Annotated in this window: 16 protein-coding genes; 1 reads left to right on the forward strand and 15 read right to left on the reverse strand. The window is 68.1% G+C overall.

Going from position 1 to position 17,094, the window contains the following annotated elements; genetic code table 11:
- Positions 1-49: 49 nt before the first annotated feature.
- The 12 genes from KIH07_RS13415 to KIH07_RS13470 all read right to left on the reverse strand — a co-directional run bounded on the left by KIH07_RS13415 (position 50) and on the right by KIH07_RS13470 (position 11,843).
- Complete coding sequence (locus KIH07_RS13415) at positions 50-1,528, reverse strand: NAD-dependent succinate-semialdehyde dehydrogenase (protein ID WP_319004806.1); 1,479 nt, start codon at positions 1,526-1,528, stop codon at positions 50-52.
- Between the two features lie 104 nt (positions 1,529-1,632).
- Entirely contained in the window at positions 1,633-2,709 is a 1,077-nt protein-coding gene (locus KIH07_RS13420; RefSeq protein ID WP_226492447.1) for an ABC transporter substrate-binding protein, read from the reverse strand.
- Between the two features lie 84 nt (positions 2,710-2,793).
- Positions 2,794-3,078, reverse strand: coding sequence for a cupin domain-containing protein (locus KIH07_RS13425; protein ID WP_226492448.1), 285 nt, complete (start codon positions 3,076-3,078; stop codon positions 2,794-2,796).
- Between the two features lie 26 nt (positions 3,079-3,104).
- Positions 3,105-4,064, reverse strand: coding sequence for an agmatinase (gene speB, locus KIH07_RS13430; RefSeq protein ID WP_226492449.1), 960 nt, complete (start codon positions 4,062-4,064; stop codon positions 3,105-3,107).
- A 100-nt stretch (positions 4,065-4,164) separates the two neighbouring features.
- Positions 4,165-4,770 (reverse strand): GNAT family N-acetyltransferase, encoded by a 606-nt coding sequence (locus tag KIH07_RS13435; protein ID WP_226492450.1) that lies wholly within the window; start codon positions 4,768-4,770, stop codon positions 4,165-4,167.
- A gap of 33 nt (positions 4,771-4,803) precedes the next feature.
- The gene (locus KIH07_RS13440; protein WP_226492451.1) at positions 4,804-5,652 is read right to left on the reverse strand and encodes an isocitrate lyase/PEP mutase family protein; all 849 of its coding nucleotides are present in this window, start codon (positions 5,650-5,652) and stop codon (positions 4,804-4,806) included.
- Between the two features lie 22 nt (positions 5,653-5,674).
- A complete protein-coding gene (locus KIH07_RS13445; RefSeq protein ID WP_226492452.1) occupies positions 5,675-6,493 on the reverse strand; it encodes an ABC transporter permease in 819 nt (272 codons plus the stop codon).
- A gap of 12 nt (positions 6,494-6,505) precedes the next feature.
- The gene (locus KIH07_RS13450; protein ID WP_226492453.1) at positions 6,506-7,804 is read right to left on the reverse strand and encodes an ABC transporter permease; all 1,299 of its coding nucleotides are present in this window, start codon (positions 7,802-7,804) and stop codon (positions 6,506-6,508) included.
- On the reverse strand, positions 7,804-8,832 hold the full coding sequence (locus KIH07_RS13455) for an ABC transporter substrate-binding protein (protein ID WP_226492454.1): 1,029 nt from the start codon (positions 8,830-8,832) through the stop codon (positions 7,804-7,806). Before KIH07_RS13455 ends, KIH07_RS13450 begins: the two co-directional genes overlap by 1 nt.
- 148 nt (positions 8,833-8,980) lie before the next feature.
- Positions 8,981-10,066 carry an ABC transporter ATP-binding protein gene (locus tag KIH07_RS13460; RefSeq protein ID WP_226492455.1) on the reverse strand — a complete coding sequence of 362 codons (1,086 nt, stop codon included), beginning with the start codon at positions 10,064-10,066 and terminating at the stop codon, positions 8,981-8,983.
- A 349-nt stretch (positions 10,067-10,415) separates the two neighbouring features.
- Positions 10,416-11,270 (reverse strand): DUF2189 domain-containing protein, encoded by an 855-nt coding sequence (locus KIH07_RS13465; protein WP_226492456.1) that lies wholly within the window; start codon positions 11,268-11,270, stop codon positions 10,416-10,418.
- 126 nt (positions 11,271-11,396) lie between these two features.
- Entirely contained in the window at positions 11,397-11,843 is a 447-nt protein-coding gene (locus tag KIH07_RS13470) for a bacteriohemerythrin (RefSeq protein ID WP_226492457.1), read from the reverse strand.
- Positions 11,844-12,009: 166 nt separating this feature from the next.
- Here KIH07_RS13470 and KIH07_RS13475 point away from each other — a divergent pair, with 166 nt between their 5' ends.
- Positions 12,010-12,750 (forward strand): 2OG-Fe dioxygenase family protein, encoded by a 741-nt coding sequence (locus tag KIH07_RS13475; protein WP_226492458.1) that lies wholly within the window; start codon positions 12,010-12,012, stop codon positions 12,748-12,750.
- Between the two features lie 34 nt (positions 12,751-12,784).
- Here the strand turns inward: KIH07_RS13475 and KIH07_RS13480 are convergent, their stop codons facing one another.
- The 3 genes from KIH07_RS13480 to bktB form a co-directional block, all read right to left on the reverse strand.
- On the reverse strand, positions 12,785-14,323 hold the full coding sequence (locus tag KIH07_RS13480; protein WP_226492459.1) for a VWA domain-containing protein: 1,539 nt from the start codon (positions 14,321-14,323) through the stop codon (positions 12,785-12,787).
- Complete coding sequence (locus KIH07_RS13485; RefSeq protein WP_226492460.1) at positions 14,320-15,705, reverse strand: AAA family ATPase; 1,386 nt, start codon at positions 15,703-15,705, stop codon at positions 14,320-14,322. Before KIH07_RS13485 ends, KIH07_RS13480 begins: the two co-directional genes overlap by 4 nt.
- 145 nt (positions 15,706-15,850) lie before the next feature.
- Positions 15,851-17,035, reverse strand: a complete 1,185-nt coding sequence (gene bktB, locus KIH07_RS13490) for a beta-ketothiolase BktB (RefSeq protein ID WP_226492461.1) — start codon at positions 17,033-17,035, stop codon at positions 15,851-15,853.
- Positions 17,036-17,094: the final 59 nt, after the last annotated feature.

Genomic DNA, 17,094 nt, shown 5'->3' on the forward strand with positions numbered 1-17,094 from the left:
GAAGGCGCAAGAGAGGGGGAAACCGCGTCAGCGGCGCAGGGGGAGCGTTCTATTTCTGGATGTCGCCCAGGCAGAGGTACTTGATCTCGACGTAGTCGTCCATGCCGTGGTGCGAGCCCTCGCGGCCCAGGCCCGATTGCTTCACGCCGCCGAACGGCACGTGTTCGGTGGCCAGGATGCCGACGTTGATGCCGACCATGCCGTATTCCAGCGCTTCGGCCACGCGGTAGATGCGGCCGATGTCGCGGCTGTAGAAATAGCTGGCGAGGCCGAACTCGGTGTTGTTCGCGGCGTCAATCGCTTCCTGCTCGGTCTTGAACTTGAACACCGGCGCGAAGGGGCCGAAGGTTTCCTCGCGGGCGCAGAGCATGTCTGAGGTGGCGTCGGCCACCACGGTGGGTTCGAAGAACTGGCCGCTCAGGCGGTTGCCGCCGACCAGAACCCGGCCACCCTTGGCGCGGGCGTCGTCCACGTGGCGCTGCACCTTCTCCAGCGCAGCTTCCTCGATCAGCGGACCCTGGTTCACGCCGTCTTCAAAACCGTTGCCGACCTTGGCGGTCTTGACCTTGGCGGCGAACTTGGCGACGAACTCGTCGTACACGCCTTCTTGCACATAGAGGCGGTTGGAGCAGACGCAGGTCTGGCCGGCGTTGCGGTACTTGCTGGCGAACGCACCTTCGACCGCCGAGTCGATGTCGGCGTCGTTGAACACGATGAAGGGCGCGTTGCCGCCGAGTTCCAGCGACATCTTTTTCACCGTGGGCGCGCTCTGCGCCATCAGGATGCGGCCGACTTCGGTGGAGCCGGTGAAGCTGATGTGGCGCACCACGTCGGAGGCGCAGATGACCTTGCCCACGGCGATGGAGTTGGACGCATCGGCGGTGATCATGTTGAGCACGCCGGCCGGGATGCCGGCGCGGATGGCCAGCTCGGCCGCGGCCAGCGCGGTCAGCGGCGTGAGTTCGGCGGGCTTGATGATCACCGGGCAGCCGGCCGCCAGCGCGGGCGCGACCTTGCGCGTGATCATGGCCAGCGGGAAGTTCCAGGGCGTGATGGCCGCGCAGACGCCGATCGGCTGCTTGAGCACCATCAGGCGTCGGTTGTTGTCGAACTGCGGCAGGGTCTCGCCGTTGACGCGCTTGGCCTCTTCGGCGAACCACTCGACGAAGCTGGCGCCGTAGGCGACTTCGCCCTTGGCTTCCGGCAGGGGCTTGCCCTGCTCGGCGGTCATGATGCGGCCCAGGTCGTCCTGGTTGGCCATCAACAGGTCGTACCACTTGCGCAGAATGATGCTGCGCTCCTTGGCGGTCTTGGTTTTCCAGCCGGCCCACGCGGCGTTGGCGGCGGCAATGGCCTTTTCGGCATCGGCCGGGCCGAGGTTGGCCACATCGGCCAGCTTCTGGCCGGTGGCCGGGTCGAGCACGTCAAAGCGGCTGCTGCCCTTGACCCACTCGCCGTTGATCAGCGCGTCGGTTTTCAGCAGGGTCGGGTCCTTGAGCAGGGCCAGGGGGGAAGTCTTCATGTCCATAGGGTCTCCTTGGATGGGTTGGGAGGAATTTTATTTAACTTATTAAACAATTGCGGCCGGAGGGTGATGCGGCGCCTCCGGCTTCGCGGGGTCTGGATCGGGATTCACTTCAGCAGCTCGGCCAGCTTCTTTTCGATCTGCGCACCGTTGCTCACCCAGTATGATGGGCTGAAAGCCAGCGAGCGACGCAGGTTGCCGGGGGCCGAGGGCAGGTCGCTGGGCGCCATCGACAGGTCGATCAGGTGCTTGTCGTCGAGCACTCGCTTGCGGCCGGTGTCGTAAGCGAGGATCGCGTTGTAGTTGGTCGGGCCGTAGGTGATCTCGCGCGAGAAGGCCAGTTGCGCCGGGTCCGACGTCGCGAAGTTCACGAAGGCGCGCGCCCGGTCGGCACGGGGCGAGCCCTTGACGATGGCCCAGTAGTCGAGGTCGTAGATCGCGTCGTTCCAGGCGATGGTCAGGCCATCAGCACCGTCGGCCACGGCGGCCGAGATGCGCCCGTTGTAGGCCGTGCTCATGACCCATTCGCCGCTGGCCAGCGCCTTGGGCGGTTGTGAGCCCGATTCCCACCAGACGATGTGGGGCTTGAGCTGCTGCAACTTGTTGAGCGCACGCTGCAGGCCGGCCTCGGTGCCCAGCGTGGCGTAGACGTCGCGGCGGTGCACACCGTCGGCCATCAACGCGAATTCGAGGTTGTAGCGGGCGCCCTTGCGCATGCCGCGCTTGCCCGGAAATCTCTTGACGTCCCAGAAATCGACCCAGCCGGTCGGTGCGGTCTTCAGCGTCGCGCTGTTGTAGGCCAGCACGGTCGACCAGACGAAAGCGCCGACACCGCAGGCCTGCACGCTGCCGGGCATGAGCATCGACGCGTTCTTGACCTGGGCCTTGTCGAAGGGCTCGAACAGACCTTCCTTGCAGCCCACGGTCAGTTCCGACGACTCCACCTCGACCACGTCCCAGGTGGGCTTCCTGGCCTGCACCATCTTGCGCACCGCGCCGAGGTCGCCGTCGTACTCCACGCCCTGGGCGGCCGAGTTCGATTCACGGGCAAAGGGTTTGAGGAACGCGACTTCCTGGGCCTTGCCGTTGGCGCCGCCGAAATTGGCGACCACCAGGGGTGCCGTCTGGGCCGATGCCATCACGGGGAGTGCGAGGGCCAGCAGAAAAAGGCGTGGGGATGGCATGGTGATGGGGCTTCGGCGGCGTCCGCCATGGGGCTTCAGGTCCGCCGGATGAATCTGGTCGGGTGGTGGGGCGACGGCAGGCGTTCAGCGCATTTCGATTTCCACGAACACGACTTCGTGTTGCGTGGGGTTGATGACGTTGTGTTCCACGCCGACGTTGCGCGTGTAGGACTGTCCCGGTGTCAATGGCGACGTGCGGTGGCCTTCTGGGGTTTCCAGCAGCAGTTCGCCACCGGTCATGGGGACGACCACATAGTCGTGCGCGTGGCGGTGCCAGCCGGTTTCCGCGCCGGGTGCGAACCGCCACTCGGTGACGATGACGCGTTCATTGGAAATCTGCACGGTGGGGACGGCCTGGGGGCGACTCATGGGGTCTTCCTTGTGACAACGGGGATTCAGCGGTAGGCCACGCCGGGCAACACGCAGAGCATTTCAAACAGCAGGTTGGCGCCCAGCAGCGCGGTGTTGCCGCTGGTGTCATAGGCCGGAGAAACTTCGACCAGGTCGCAGCCCACCAGGTTCAGGCCGCGGCAGCCGCGCACGATCTCCAGCGCCTGCGGCACGTTCAGGCCACCGATCTCGGGCGTGCCGGTGCCGCCGGCGTAGGCCGGGTCGATGCCGTCGATGTCGAAGCTCAGGTAGGTGGGCGTGTCGGGGCCGATCCTGTCGCGGATCTGCGCCATCAATGGCGCCAGGCTGGTCCACCAGACCTCGTGCGCGGGCACGATGGTGAAGCCCTGCTGGCGCGGCCAGTCGAAATCGTCGGCCGAATAACCGCTGCCGCGCAAGCCGATCTGCCAGACCTTGTCGCCGACCAGCAGGCCTTCTTCCACCGCACGGCGAAACGGTGTGCCGTGGGCGATGGCCTCGCCGAACATGTCGGGGTTCACGTCGGCGTGGGCGTCCACGTGGATCATCGCCACCGGGCCGTGTGTCGCTTTCATGGCGCGCAGGATGGGCAGGGCGATCGTGTGGTCGCCGCCCAGCGTGAGCGGGATGCAGCCGGCCTCGATGATGGGGCGGTAGTGCTGCTCGATGAGGTCCACCGACTTCAGCAGGTTGTAGGTGTTGATGGCCACGTCGCCGAGGTCGGCCACCTGCAGCGCGTCGAAGGGCGCGGCGCCGGTCGCCATGTTGTAGGGGCGGATCAGGCAGGACTCGGCGCGGATCTGGCGCGGGCCGAAGCGCGCGCCCGGGCGGTGGCTGGTGCCGGTGTCCAGGGGCACGCCGATGAAGCCGGCGTTCAGGCCGTGGGCACTGGTTGCGACCGGCAGCCGCATCATGCTGGCCAGGCCACCGAAACGCGGCATGACGTTGCCGCCCAGCGGCTGGTTGAAATGGGTGGGATGGGGCATATGCGGTGTCTTCACCAGCACGCGCCGTGGAACCGGCTTTGCCGGGCCACTGGTGCGGTCTCCCTGAAGGGGGAAGACGCGAAGCGGCGCAGGGGGTGTTTCATGTTCGGGGGCGTGTCAGCTGGTAATCCAGATGGGCCTTCACCGTCGGCCACTCGGTCGCGACGATGCTGTAAACGCAGGTGTCGCGCAGCGCGCCCTGCGCGTCGGGGTGGCGGTTGATCTGGTGCGATCGCAGCACGCCGTCCAGTTTGGCGCCCAGGCGCTCGATGCCGCGCCGGCTCTGGTGGTTGAAGAAGTGGGTGCGGAACTCCACCGCGATGCAGTCCAGCGTCTCGAACGCGTGGGTCAACAGCAGGCGCTTGCACTCGGTGTTGAGCGGGCTGCGCTGCACGGCGGTGCGGTACCAGGTGGAGCCGATCTCGACCCGGCGGTTGGCGGCGTCGATGTTCATGAAGGTGGTCATGCCGACCGCTTTGCCGCTGGCGTCCAGCACCGCGAACGGCAGCATGCTGCCGGTTTTCTGCAGGCCCAGGCGGCGTTCGATTTCGGCGGCCATGCCCTCGGGTGTGGGGACGCTGGTGTACCAGAGCTTCCAGAGTTCGCCGTCGCGCACGGCCTCGACCAGGTCGTCGTGGTGGGCGGGGCGCAAGGGCACCAGCTGGGCGTGCTGGCCGGTCAGGGTGGTGTCGGTGGTGAAGGTCATGGGGGAGGATTTTGAGGGGTGCTGGCCGGTTGCTCAGTAGGGGCCCTGGCGCCTGGCGGTGGCGTCATCCAGGGCAAAGAAGCCACAGAGCTCGGCGTCTGGAATCTGCTGTTCAGCGTAGTCGAACCGCCCGTGTTCCAGCATGGTCCGTGCGGCTCGGCGCACCAGTCCGAGGCTGGCGCGCGCGAGGCTGCCCCCGACGCTGATGCGCCGCACGCCCAGGCCGCGCAGGTCCGCCACCGTCAACGAAGACGAGGCCAATCCCATCACGGCATTGACCGGCGCGGCCACTTCGTGGACCAGTCGTTCGATGTCAGCGGCGGTCGTCAGGCCTGGAACAAAGACGCAATCCGCGCCCGCCTCCACGAAGGCCTGGCACCGTTCGATGGCCTGCGGCAGGGCCTGTGCACCACCGGTCAGGCAGGTGTCTGTCCTCGCGGTGAGCGTGAACCAGGGGCTTGCGGCGCGTGCCGCGCGAATGCGGTCAACGGCGAGTGCCAGGTCGTACAGACCGGTTGGGCTGTCGGGGCTGGCATCCTCGATGTTGCCGCCAACGGCGCCGGCCTGGATGGCCATGGCAACGGTTTGCGCCACCTCGTCCGGGCCGGTACCGAAGCCCGCCTCCAGGTCGGCGCTGACGGGCACCGAAACCGATGAGGCGATGCGGTGCACGGCGTCCATCATCTCGGCGCGACCGAGGGCCTCCGCGCCGTCCGGAAGCCCGCGTGAAAACGCGATGCCGGCGCTGGTGGTGCCCAGTGCCGAGAACCCCTGGGCCGACAGGATGCGGGCGCTGCCCGCGTCCCAGGCATTGGGCATCAGGAAGCAGCCGCTGTTCCCATGCAGATTCCTGAAAGCGGTGGCCTTTTCTGCGGTGTTCATGGATCGAGCCCCAGGGGGCCTTTCACTTGCGGCGCCCGCGCAGCCACTCCAGCGTGAGCATGAGCGCGGTGGTGAACAGGATCAGCAACGTGGCAACGGCGGCGATGGTGGGCGAGATGTTTTCGCGGATGCCGGTGAACATCTGGCGCGGCAGCGTGACCTGCTCGGGGCCGGCGAGGAACAGTGTGACCACGACCTCGTCGAACGAGGTGGCGAACGCGAACAACGCGCCCGAGATCACCCCGGGCGCGATGACCGGCAGCGTGACGCGGAAGAAGGTTTCCAGCGGGCTCGCGCCCAGGCTCAGGCTGGCCTTGACCAGGTTGTGGTTGAAGCTCTGCAGCGTGGCCAGCACGGTGGTGACCACGAAGGGCGCACCCAGCGCCGCGTGCACGATCACCAGGCCCAGATAGGTGTCGTTCAGGCCCCATCTGGCGAAGTACAGGTAGCTGCTCACGCCGACCACCACGATCGGCACCACCATGGGCGCGATCAGCAGGCCGGTGATGAATCCCTTGCCGAAGAACCGGCTTTGCGACAGCCCCACGGCGGCGAGCGTGCCCAGTACCGTGGCGAGCAGGGTGGCCAGTGGGGCCACGATGAAGCTGTTGCGGGTGGCACGCGCCCAGTCGGACGAATTCCACATCTCGCGGTACCACTGCAGCGACCAGCCTTCGATGGGGTAGGCCAGAAAGGACGAGTCGCTGAACGACAGCGGAATGATCACCACCACCGGCAACAGCAGGTAGGCCAGCACGGCGATGCCGGTGCCGCGCAGGGCAAACCAGCCGAGCTTGTCGAGCAGCTTGTAGTAGGCGGGGAAGACGGGCAGGAGTTTCATGGCGGATGGCTTTCAACCCAGGCTCAGTTCGGCCTTTGAGACCTTGCGGTAGAGCACGTACAGCACCATGGTGGCCGTCAGCAGCACGCCACCGAGCGCGCAGGCCATGCCCCAGTTGACTTCGACGTTGGTGTACTGCGCCACGTAGTAGCTCAGCATCTGGTCGCCCGGGCCACCGAGCAGGGCGGGGGTGACGTAGTAGCCGATGCTGGTGATGAAGACCAGCAGACCACCGGCGGCCACGCCGGGGTAGGTCTGCGGCAGGTAGACGCGGAAGAACGCCGCCAGCGGCGGGCTGCCCAGCGACACGGCGGCCCGCAGGTAGTTGGAGGGCACCGATTTCATGACGCTGTACAGCGGCAGGATGGCAAAGGGCAGCAGGATGTGCACCATGGCGACGATCACACCCAGGCGATTGAACAGCAGGGGAATGGGCGCATCGGTGGCGCCCAGCCAGATCAGGAACCGGTTGACCAGGCCGTTGTTCTGCAGCAGCACGATCCAGGCCGCGATGCGCACCAGCACCGAGGTCCAGAACGGCAGCAGCACCAGGATCAGCAGCACGTTGGCTTTGCGCTCGGAGAGCGTGGAGAGCCAGTAGGCGAGCGGGTAGGCCATCAACAGGGCGATCACCGTGACGATGGCGCTGATCTGGAAGGTGCGGCCCAGGATGTCGCTGAAGGCGGCTTCGCCGGCGCCCACGCGTTCGATGTCGCCTTGCGCGTTGCGCTTGAAGTCGATCGCGGTCAGCAGGTAGTCGGGTGTCCAGCGCGAGCTGTTCTTGGCGATGGTCTGCCAGTAGGGCAATTCTTCCCAGCGCGCGTCGTGTTCGATCAGTTTGGCGCGGGCTTCGTCCGGGCCCAGGTTGTCGCCCAGGGGCAGGGCGCGGTAGGTGCCCATAACCAGCGAGCGTGCGCCGGCCACTTCGCTGTTGAGGCGGCGGGCCAGCACGCCGGCCTGCGCGGTCTCTTCAATGGCCGAGAGGTCGGCCAGCACCGCTGCGTAGGCAGCGGCGGGGGGCGGGCTGTTGCGGTCCCAGTCGGCCAGCGCCTGCCCCGTGCGGGGCAGGGCGTCGGCCACTTCCGGGTTTTCAACCGCCCGCACGAGCAGTGACGCCAGCGGAACCAGAAAGAACACCAGCAAAAACGCCAGCAGCGGCAGCGTGAGCGCCAGTGCGCGCAGCTTCTTGCGCCGATCGGCCCGGCGCAACTGCCGGGCCAGGCTGCCGGTGCCGCCAGCCCCGGCGCTGCCGGGTGCCGGCCCGGACGGGAGCGTGCCGGCCAATGGCTGGGTGGTTCCGCTGTTCGCCATCACTGCGCGGCCCAGGCGGAGAAGCGCTTCTCCAGGGCTTCACCCTGGTCGGCCCAGAAGCCGATGCCGAACTGCAGCGCGTCCTTGCTGTTGGCCGGCGAGGTGGGCAGCATGCCCAGCACCTTGGCGTCGAGCTTGGTCAGGGCCTTGTTGTTGGTCGGGCCGTAGCTGATGTTCTTGGCGTATTCGGCCTGCGCGTCGGGCGAGCTGGCCATGGCGATGAACTTCAGGGCGGCGTCCTTGTTGGGCGTGCCCTTGGGCATGACCCAGTAGTCCAGGTCGTAGATGCCGCCGGTCCAGGTGATCTTGAGGTTCTTGCCTTCGCGCTGGGCGGCGTCGATGCGGCCGTTGTAGGCGGTGGTCATGGCCACGTCACCCGCCACCAGGAACTGCGGCGGCTGCGCGCCGGCTTCCCACCACTGGATGTTGGGCTTGAGTTCGGTCAGCTTCTTGAACGCACGCTCGGCGCCGTCCTTGGTGGCCAGCACCTTGTAGACGTCGGCGGTCTTGACACCGTCGGCCATCAGGGCGAATTCGAGGTTGTAGCGGGCGCCCTTGCGCATGCCGCGCTTGCCGGGGAATTTCTTCACGTCCCAGAAATCGGCCCAGGTGGTGGGCGCGGTCTTGAGCTTGTCGCCGTCGTAGGCCATCACGGTGGACCAGACGAAGGTACCGACGCCGCATTCGTGCACGGCGGCTTTCTGGAAGTCGGCCTTGTTGCCGACCTTGGCCCAGTCCATCTTCTCGAACAGGCCTTCGTCACAGCCGCGGCTCAGGTCCGGGCTCTCGACTTCGACCACGTCCCAGGTGACTTTCTTGGCTTCGACCATGGCCTTGATCTTGGCCTGTTCACCGTTGTATTCCACCGGCACCACCTTGGCGCCGGTCTTTTCAAAGGGCTCGAAATAGGCCTTCTTCTGGGCGGCACCGTTGGCGCCGCCGAAGTTCACCACGGTGAGCTGGCTTTGGGCGAAAGCGGGCAGGCTGGCCATCACGGCCACGGCCAACAGGACGGGTTTGAGTTTCATGGGGAGGATCTCCTGGGTTGAGGAACGGGTGAAGGAAAAGCAGGGGTGCACCGGAGCGTGTCTTCACTGGGGCAGCCGTGGAACCGGCTTCGCCGGGCCACAGGCTGCGTCGTCCCCCAGGGGGAAGACGCGAAGCGGCGCAGGGGTGTCATCGGTATATCCGCAGGTGCTCGGGCGGGATGTGCAGGCCAATCGATTGGCCCGGATCCATGTGGCCGACGTGCTGCAGCGGCACTTTGACGCTGATCTCGGGTTGCTGGGTGACCAGGCAGCGCAGGCGCAGGTGGTCGCCGAAATAGATCACGTCGCCCAGGGCCGCGTCGAGCCGGTTGCCGCTGGGGCCGCCGGCCCCGTTGAGCACCGCGATGCGCTCGGGGCGCACGCTGCATTGCACCGTCTCGCCGACCTGGGCCTGGTTGACGTTGATGCCGGTGAGCACGGTGCCGTCGCCCAGCTGCACGTCGCACTGCGCGCCCGAGGTCTGCAGCACCTTGGCGTCGAGCACCGAGTTGTCGCCCACGAAGCTGGCCACGAATCGGTTGGACGGGGTTTCGTAGAGCCGGTCCACCTGGTCGATCTGCTGGATCACGCCTTCGCTGAACACCGCCACGCGGTCGGACATGGTGAGCGCTTCCGACTGGTCGTGCGTGACGTAGACGAAGGTCACGCCCAGGCGGCGGTGCAGCGCCTTCAACTCCAGCTGCATGTGTTCGCGCAGCTGCTTGTCCAGTGCGCCCAGTGGCTCGTCCATCAGCACCAGCTGCGGGTCGAACACCAGGGCGCGGGCCAGCGCCACGCGCTGCTGCTGGCCACCCGAGAGCTGGCCGGGGTAGCGGCTGCCCATGTGGCCCATCTGCACCATGTCGAGCGCGCGCTTGACCTTGGCCTCACGATCGTCCTTGCCCAGCTTGCGCACGGTCAGTGGATACGCGATGTTGTCGGCCACCGTCATGTGCGGGAACAGTGCGTAGTTCTGGAACACCATGCCGAAGTTGCGCTTGTGCGGCGGGGTTCGGGTGATCGGCACGCCGTTCAGGCTGATCTCGCCCGAGGTGGGCGACTCGAAGCCGGCCAGCATCATCAGGGTGGTGGTCTTGCCCGAACCCGAGGGGCCCAGCAGCGAGAGGAACTCCCCCTTCTGGATCTCCAGATTCAGGTCGCGAACCACGAGGGTGTCGCCATCGTAGGTTTTTTGGACACCGGTGAAGGTGACGAGGGCTTGTGCGGATTCCATGCAGACAAACGCTTTCGCAGGTGACGATGGCGCGACTGTAATGCCCGTGACACGATGTCAACATATACAGATGTGCTGTGGCGCCGGCCCACTGTACAGCGACCGACCCCTGTACACAAAAACCCTTATGGTGCACTGCGGAAAACGGGCGCCCCAGGGTGGTGAGCCGGGCCCGGTTTTGGCCCCGTTTCGGCGCATTTCAGCCGCGCTCCAGGCGGCATCTGGCTGGCCCGTGGCCACCTGTTTGCAACTTGCCCCGGTACAGCGGGCAACTCAGGGCGTCGAACCTGCACCGGCGCGCCGGGCCGATCGTCGGCTCCCCACAACAACGGAACGTTCAGGCCATCGATCAGGGGGCTGGCACGATGTGGCGGTAGGCGTGCCAGGTGGCGTGGCCGATCACCGGGCCCACGATCAGCAGGCCGAGGAACACCGGCAGCATGGCCAGACCGATCAGCACCGTGATCAGCGCGCCCCAGATCAGCATGACGCCCGGGTTCTGCAGGCAGGCGCGGATGCTGGTGAGGCCGGCCGAGATCGCGTCGGTCTCGCGGTCCATGATCATCGGGATCGAGATCACGCTGGTGACGAAGATCAGGCCGGCGAAGATGCCGCCCACGATGGTGTAGGTGATCAGGAAGCCGAGGTTCTCCGGGTTGATGAGTTGCGGCAGCAGCTTCTCGGTCGAAGGCATGGTGTTGAAGGTGACGGCAAACACCACCAGCGAGGCCCGTCCCCAGAGCAGTTCGAGGATCAGCAACACGCCGGCGAAGATGCCCATGGTGCCCTTGGTCGGCCGCCACGCCAGCAGGGACGCGCGCAGCGAAGGCCGGTGGTCGTAAGTCTGCATGGCCTTGCTCGCGTCGTACAGGCCCAGGCACAGGAACGGCCCCATCAGCAGGAAGCCGGCGCTCAGCGCCAGCACGTAGGCAGGGGCGTTCTGGAACACCGCCAGCAAGGCGTGGCCCATGGCGAAGAAGCACAGGCCGTAGAACAGGCCGATGCGCGGGCAGCGCTGGAAGTCAGCCCAGCCCAGGCGAAGCCAGCGCACCGGGTCGGACGGGCTCAGGTCGGCCAGCGTCAGGGCGAAAACCGAGGGGCCGCGTTGTTCGGCGTTGGCAGGCTGCGCCGGTGGTGCGGCCTCGGGCGTGCCGGGCTCGGACGGGTCGTCGTGCGACGCGTCAGCGTGGATGGCTTCGGCCATGGCGGTCTCCTTCTGTCGGAGCAATATAGCCACCACCGCATGTGGCACGCACATGGTTTACCCGATACCCGTGAGGGTTGTGGGGATCGGGCCGCGGACCTGCCCGCCCGGGCCGGCGGGCGCGGTCTATCCGGGGGACGCGTGGGCGCCGCGCCCGCCGCGCGGGCGGTGCGCCGTGCTCACCGGCGAGGGCTCGCGGCGCATGTGCAGCGCCAGCGCCGCGTCCAGCGTCTGGGTGTGCTTGGCGAACCAGACCGCCAACTCGCCGGCCATCTCGCGCACCGGGTCCATCTGGCCGGCCTGGGCCATCGCCAGGCCTTCGCGCAGCAGGTTGAGCACCACCCGGTGCTGCAGGATGTGGTTGTCGGCCGAGGCGAAGCCGGTGCGTTGCATCCATTCGTCCTCTCGGCCAAAGTGGCGCACCGTGTGGGCGACGACCGCGGCCCAGGTCTGCGGCAGTGCCGCGTCGGACGCGTTCTGCGCCGCCGCCAGAAGGTCCACGAACTCCCGGTGCACGGTGTCCATGGGCTCGTAATCCAGCAGCAGCGCATCGGACCATTCAACAGTGTTCATGACAGCCTCCAAATCCAATCTGTGGCCGAAAGCTTGACAGCACCCGCAGGGTGTGGATTTGATCCAGCGCAGGAATTGCACACGGTGGTGAACAGGCATTAACCGCCTGTTACGCCTGCCCCACGGAGCGGGGCCGCTGGCGGGCTGCCCGCTACACTGCCTGCCCATGACCAGCCAATTCCAGCCACCTTATGTGCCCCTGGCCGGGCTCGACCAGAGCCTGAAGACCCAAGGGTTTGCCCTGATCAGTGCCGCCGATGTGCAGCAGTGGCTGTCCGCCACGCCGGACGAACTGCAGGCTCTGCACAGTGGCTGGAACGATCTGCCGGCCGATGGCTACCTGAAGGACGGCGGGCACTACCGCCGGCGGCGCCACAGCTGTTTCGAGGTGCGGGGGGAACAGGTGCAGCAGGTGCCGCACCGCGCCCACTGGCAGCCGCTGGAATACAACGCCCTGCATGGCGGCATGCAGCGCCTGTTCGAGCCCATGGACCCGGCGCTGGTGGCGCGCCCGGTGTGGCCACGCTTGCTGGGGCGGGTGGGGGCGGTGGTCTCGGCCCTGCGCGGCGAGCAGCCCTGGTTCGTGGAGGCGCACACTTTTCGCATCGACACCACCGACGGCATCGGCCGGCCCACGCCGGAAGGCGCGCACCGCGACGGTGTGGACCTGGTGGCGGTGTTCATGCTGGAGCGCCACCTCATCAAGGGCGGCGAGAGCCGCGTGTTCGAGGCCAACGGGCCGGCCGGCCAGCGCTTCACGCTGCTCGAACCCTGGTCGCTGCTGCTGCTCGACGACCAGCGCGTCATCCACGAAAGCACCCCGATCCAGCCATTGCAGGCCGATGGCTTTGGCTGGCGCGACACCCTGGTGCTGACCTACCGCGCGGGCGGCTTCCAGGGCGACTGATCCCGGTGTTTATCGGTTGGCCTTCCAGGGGGGCTTACCTCCTGATTGCGTTCGGGAAATACAGGGCGGTCAGGCTGCGGCTGTGCACCGGCGAGAAGTTCTCGCCCACCGCGGCGGCGCCGTTGCCGTAGCGGCGCCACTCACGCACCCAGTACAGGTGGTCGCAGACCTCCATCAGGCCGATGGTTTCGCGGTCGCCGATCAGCACGCCGTGCGCGCGCAGCGCCAGCCGTTCCTTGGCCTCGCGCAACCGCCGCAGCGTGGCGGGCGTGACGCCGAACTCGCCGTCGCTCACGATCAGCAGGTCGGCCTCCTGCCAGCCGGCGGTTTGCACCAGTTCGATGGCGCGTTCGATGGGGGACTGCACGTCGGTGCCGCCGTCGAAGCTCTGGCCCATCAGGTCCAGCAGGTGTTCCAGCCCGGCGGCGTCGAGCGTGAGGTCGCGCTCCAGCAGCTCGCTGGGGCCGCCAAAGGCCAGCAGCCGGCAGGCGCGCTGGCCGGTGTGGGCGCTGCGCAGGGCCTGCAGCACGCAGGCTTTGGCCACGTTTTCCGGTGCGCCGCGCATCGAGCCCGAGGTGTCCAGGCAGACGATCAGCGGGCCACGCCCGGCGTGCGCCGCTTGTCGGCGCTGGGGCTGCGGTTCGGGGCGCGGCAGGGGGCGCGGGGAATGTTCGCGGGCGCGGTCGTCGTAGCTCAGCAACTGGGCTTCGGCAAAACGCGCGCGCCACAGCCGGTGCAGCACCGGGTGGGTGAGGTTCAGGCTTTCGCCGCCGGTCATGCGGGCGAGGTTGCGTGAGCGGCGCACGCCGTCCACCGCGGTGGGTTCGGGGCGGCGTTCTTCGTCGTCGGCGGGGCGCTGCGCGGCTTGCGCGTCGGGCGCCGGGTCGGGCCGGGCGGTGTGGGCCGGCGGGTGCCGGGGTTCGAACGCGCGCCGGCCCACGCCGTCGATGAACGCCGCCAGTGCCGGCAGGCGCTGCAGCAGCTCGCCGATGCGGCGCGCTTCCTGCCACTCGCGCCGGTTGAGCTGGCCGGCCAGGTCGTCCCAGCGCAGGTGCGCCAGATCGCCCAGCGACTGCAGCAGCGCCAGCGCCTCGTCCCAGCCTTTGCGCTGCAGGTCCCAGCTCTCGCGGAACACCGCCTGCATGCGGGTGATGGCCTGTGCGCGGGGTTCGTCGGCGGGTCGGTCGATCAGGCTGTCCAAGTTCCACATCAGGCTTTGCAGCAGTTGCCGGGTGAGCGGCGCGCTCTGGCGCGTGAGGGTGAGCAGATCGAGCTCGGTCAGCAGCGGGCGCAGCGCCTGGGTGGCGGCAGCGTCGCCGAAGTCGTGCGCCGCATCGGGCAGGGCGCCGTCCATCAGCGCACGCGCCCACTGCGCCAGCTCGGGGACGCGCCGCGCCGCGTGGCCGCTGCTGCACACCACGGCCCAGCGCCAGAGTTCGCGCGGCAGGGCGTCGAGGTGGTGGTAGGGCCGGTCGGGAAAGTTCTGCCCTTCGACAGGCTCAGGGCGAACGGTGGCCGTTGGCGCGGTGTCGACCGATCCACCCGTTCGGGCTGAGCCTGTCGAGGCCTTCACGGGGATTCCCACGGCACCGGCGCCGGTGCGTGGGCGGCGGCATCCACCTCCACCGGCAAGGCCGCGAAGCCGTTGCGCGTGGACTGGTGCTGCGCGCACAGGCTGGCCAGGTGGCCGCCGCGCTCGGCGTGCACGGCCTCGATCTGCAGCAGCCAGGACGGGGGCAGCCAGGCGTGCGCGCGGGCCTGGGCCAGCACCTCGCGCGCCACCGCCAGCCACTCGCCGTGCAGTGCCATCAGCCGCTCCAGCAGTTCGTCGCACTGCGCCACACGGGCTTCGATGTGCACGGGGCTGTAGCGACGCTGGGCGCGCTCGCTGGTGATGCGCAGCATCTCGCTTTCTTCGCCCGGCCGGCTGATGGCGCGCGCCAGCGCCAGCTTGCCCGCGCTGTCGTCCTGCGCGTCGGGCGGGGCGCGGCGCTCGGTGTCGAGCTGCTGTTCGAACGCCTGCACCGCGCGCTCCAGACCCTGCACGGATATCGGTGCGGTCCGGGCCACGCTGTGCAGGAACAACCCGGTCCAGCCGGGCACCTGGGCCGGGTCGGCGGCCAGCACGAAGGGCAGCAGCCACAGGTCCCAGGGCCCGACCTCGCTGGCCTGGCGGCTCGCGGCCTGCAGCTGCAGCAGCGCGACCAGCTGGCGCCAGCGCCGGTCCGACACGGTCTGCCCGCTCTCGCTGGCGTGTTGTCGGGCCTGCAGCAGCAGCGCCAGTGCGGCCTCCCCCAGCGGGACCCGCGGCGCACGCTCGCGCAGGGCCTCCACCACCGCAGGGTCGATCAGCGCATTGGCCGGGGTGTCGCCCGCGCCTGGCGCATCGGCCAGCAGCAGGGCGGTGAAATGCGCGTCGTCCACCGGCTGCACCGGCACGCGCAGCAGGAAGCGGTCGTAGAACGCGTGCAGGCTTTCGTCCTGCGGCACCTCGTTGCTGGCGCCCACCAGGCACACCAGCGGCACCGGCAGGCGCTGGCTGCCGTTGTCGAACTGGCGCTCATGCAGCAGGCCGAGCAGGGTGTTGAGGATGGCCGAGTTGGCCTTGAACACCTCGTCGAGAAACGCCACCTCGGCGCTCGGCAGGTAGCCCTCGGTCAGGCGCTCGTAGCGGTCCTCTTCGAGCGCGCGCAGCGACAACGGACCGAACAGCTCCTCGGGCACGGTGAAGCGGGTGAGCAGGCGCTCAAAGTAGTGCGCGCCGGGCAACAGGCGCTGCAGGCGGCGCGCGAGCTCGCTCTTGGCGGTGCCGGGCGGGCCCAGCAGCAGCACGTGCTCGCCCGCCAGCGCCGCCAGCAGCAGCGCACGGGCGGCCACGTCGCGCTGCAACAGGCCGCGCTCCAGTTCGTCCAGCATGGGCGCCCAGGTAGCGCCAGTGGTGTGTTCACTCGTCATTTGAAGCGGGTGCGAACGGTTTCACAAAAAACTCAGAGTGTCCGGAGCGCGTGCCCCACCCAGGATGCGGTGGAACCGGCTTTGCCGGGCCACTCGCATCGCCCCCTCCGGGGGGGTGACGCGAAGCGGCGCGGGGGGCGGGTGTTCACACCCGCTCAAACACCGCAGCGATGCCCTGACCGCCACCGATGCACATCGTCACCAGCGCGTAGCGGCCGTTGATGCGCTGCAGCTCATACAGCGCCTTCACCGTGATCAGCGCGCCGGTGGCGCCGATGGGGTGGCCGAGCGAAATGCCCGAGCCGTTGGGGTTGACCTTGGCCGGGTCCAGGCCGAGGTCTCTGGACACGGCGCAGGCCTGGGCGGCGAAGGCCTCGTTGGCCTCGATCACGTCGAGGTCGTTGACGGTCAGGCCGGCTTTCTGCAGCGCCAGCTTCGAGGCCGGCACCGGGCCGATGCCCATGTACTTCGGGTCCACGCCGGCGTGGGCGTAGGCCACCAGTCGCGCCAGCGGCGCCAGGCCGCGCGCCTTGGCGGTGGCGGCCTCCATCAGCACCACGGCGGCGGCCGCGTCGTTGATGCCCGAGGCGTTGCCGGCGGTGACGGTGCCGTTTTCCTTCACGAACACCGGTTTGAGCTTGGCCAGCTCCTCCATGCCGCAGTTGGGGCGGAAGTGCTCGTCGGTGGCGTAGGCCACTTCGCCCTTGCGACTCTTGAGCATGACCGGAACGATCTGTTCCTTGAAGCGGCCTTCTTCGGTGGCGCGCTGGGCGCGGTTGTGGCTTTCCAGGGCCAGCTGGTCCTGGTCTTCGCGGCTGATGCCCCACTTGGCGGCGATGTTCTCGGCGGTCACGCCCATGTGGATGGTGTGGAAGGGGTCGTGCAGGGCACCGACCATCATGTCGACCATCTTGGTGTCGCCCATGCGGGCGCCCCAGCGCATGTTGAGCGAGGCAAACGGCGCGCGGCTCATGCACTCGGCGCCGCCACCGATGGCGATGTCGGCGTCGCCCAGCAGGATGGACTGCGAGGCCGAGACGATGGCCTGCAGGCCCGAGCCGCAGAGGCGGTTGACGTTGAAGGCGGGCGTGCCTTCGGCGCAGCCGCCGTTGATGGCGGCCACGCGCGAGAGGTACATGTCCTTGGGTTCGGTGTTGACCACGTGGCCGAACACCACGTGGCCCACGTCCTTGCCGTCGAGCTGGGCGCGGGCCAGGGTTTCCTTGACGACCAGCGCGCCGAGTTCGGTGGGGGGCACGTCTTTCAGGCTGCCACCAAAGGTGCCAATGGCGGTGCGGGCGGCGCTGACGATGACGACTTCTCGGCTCATGGGGGTCTCCAGACAGGTTGGGATGGATGGTTCCGCTCGGGGCCGGGCGGCCGCGCCAC

Origin of the sequence: Hydrogenophaga taeniospiralis (genome assembly GCF_020510445.1) — a bacterium.
Lineage (GTDB): Bacteria > Pseudomonadota > Gammaproteobacteria > Burkholderiales > Burkholderiaceae_C > Hydrogenophaga.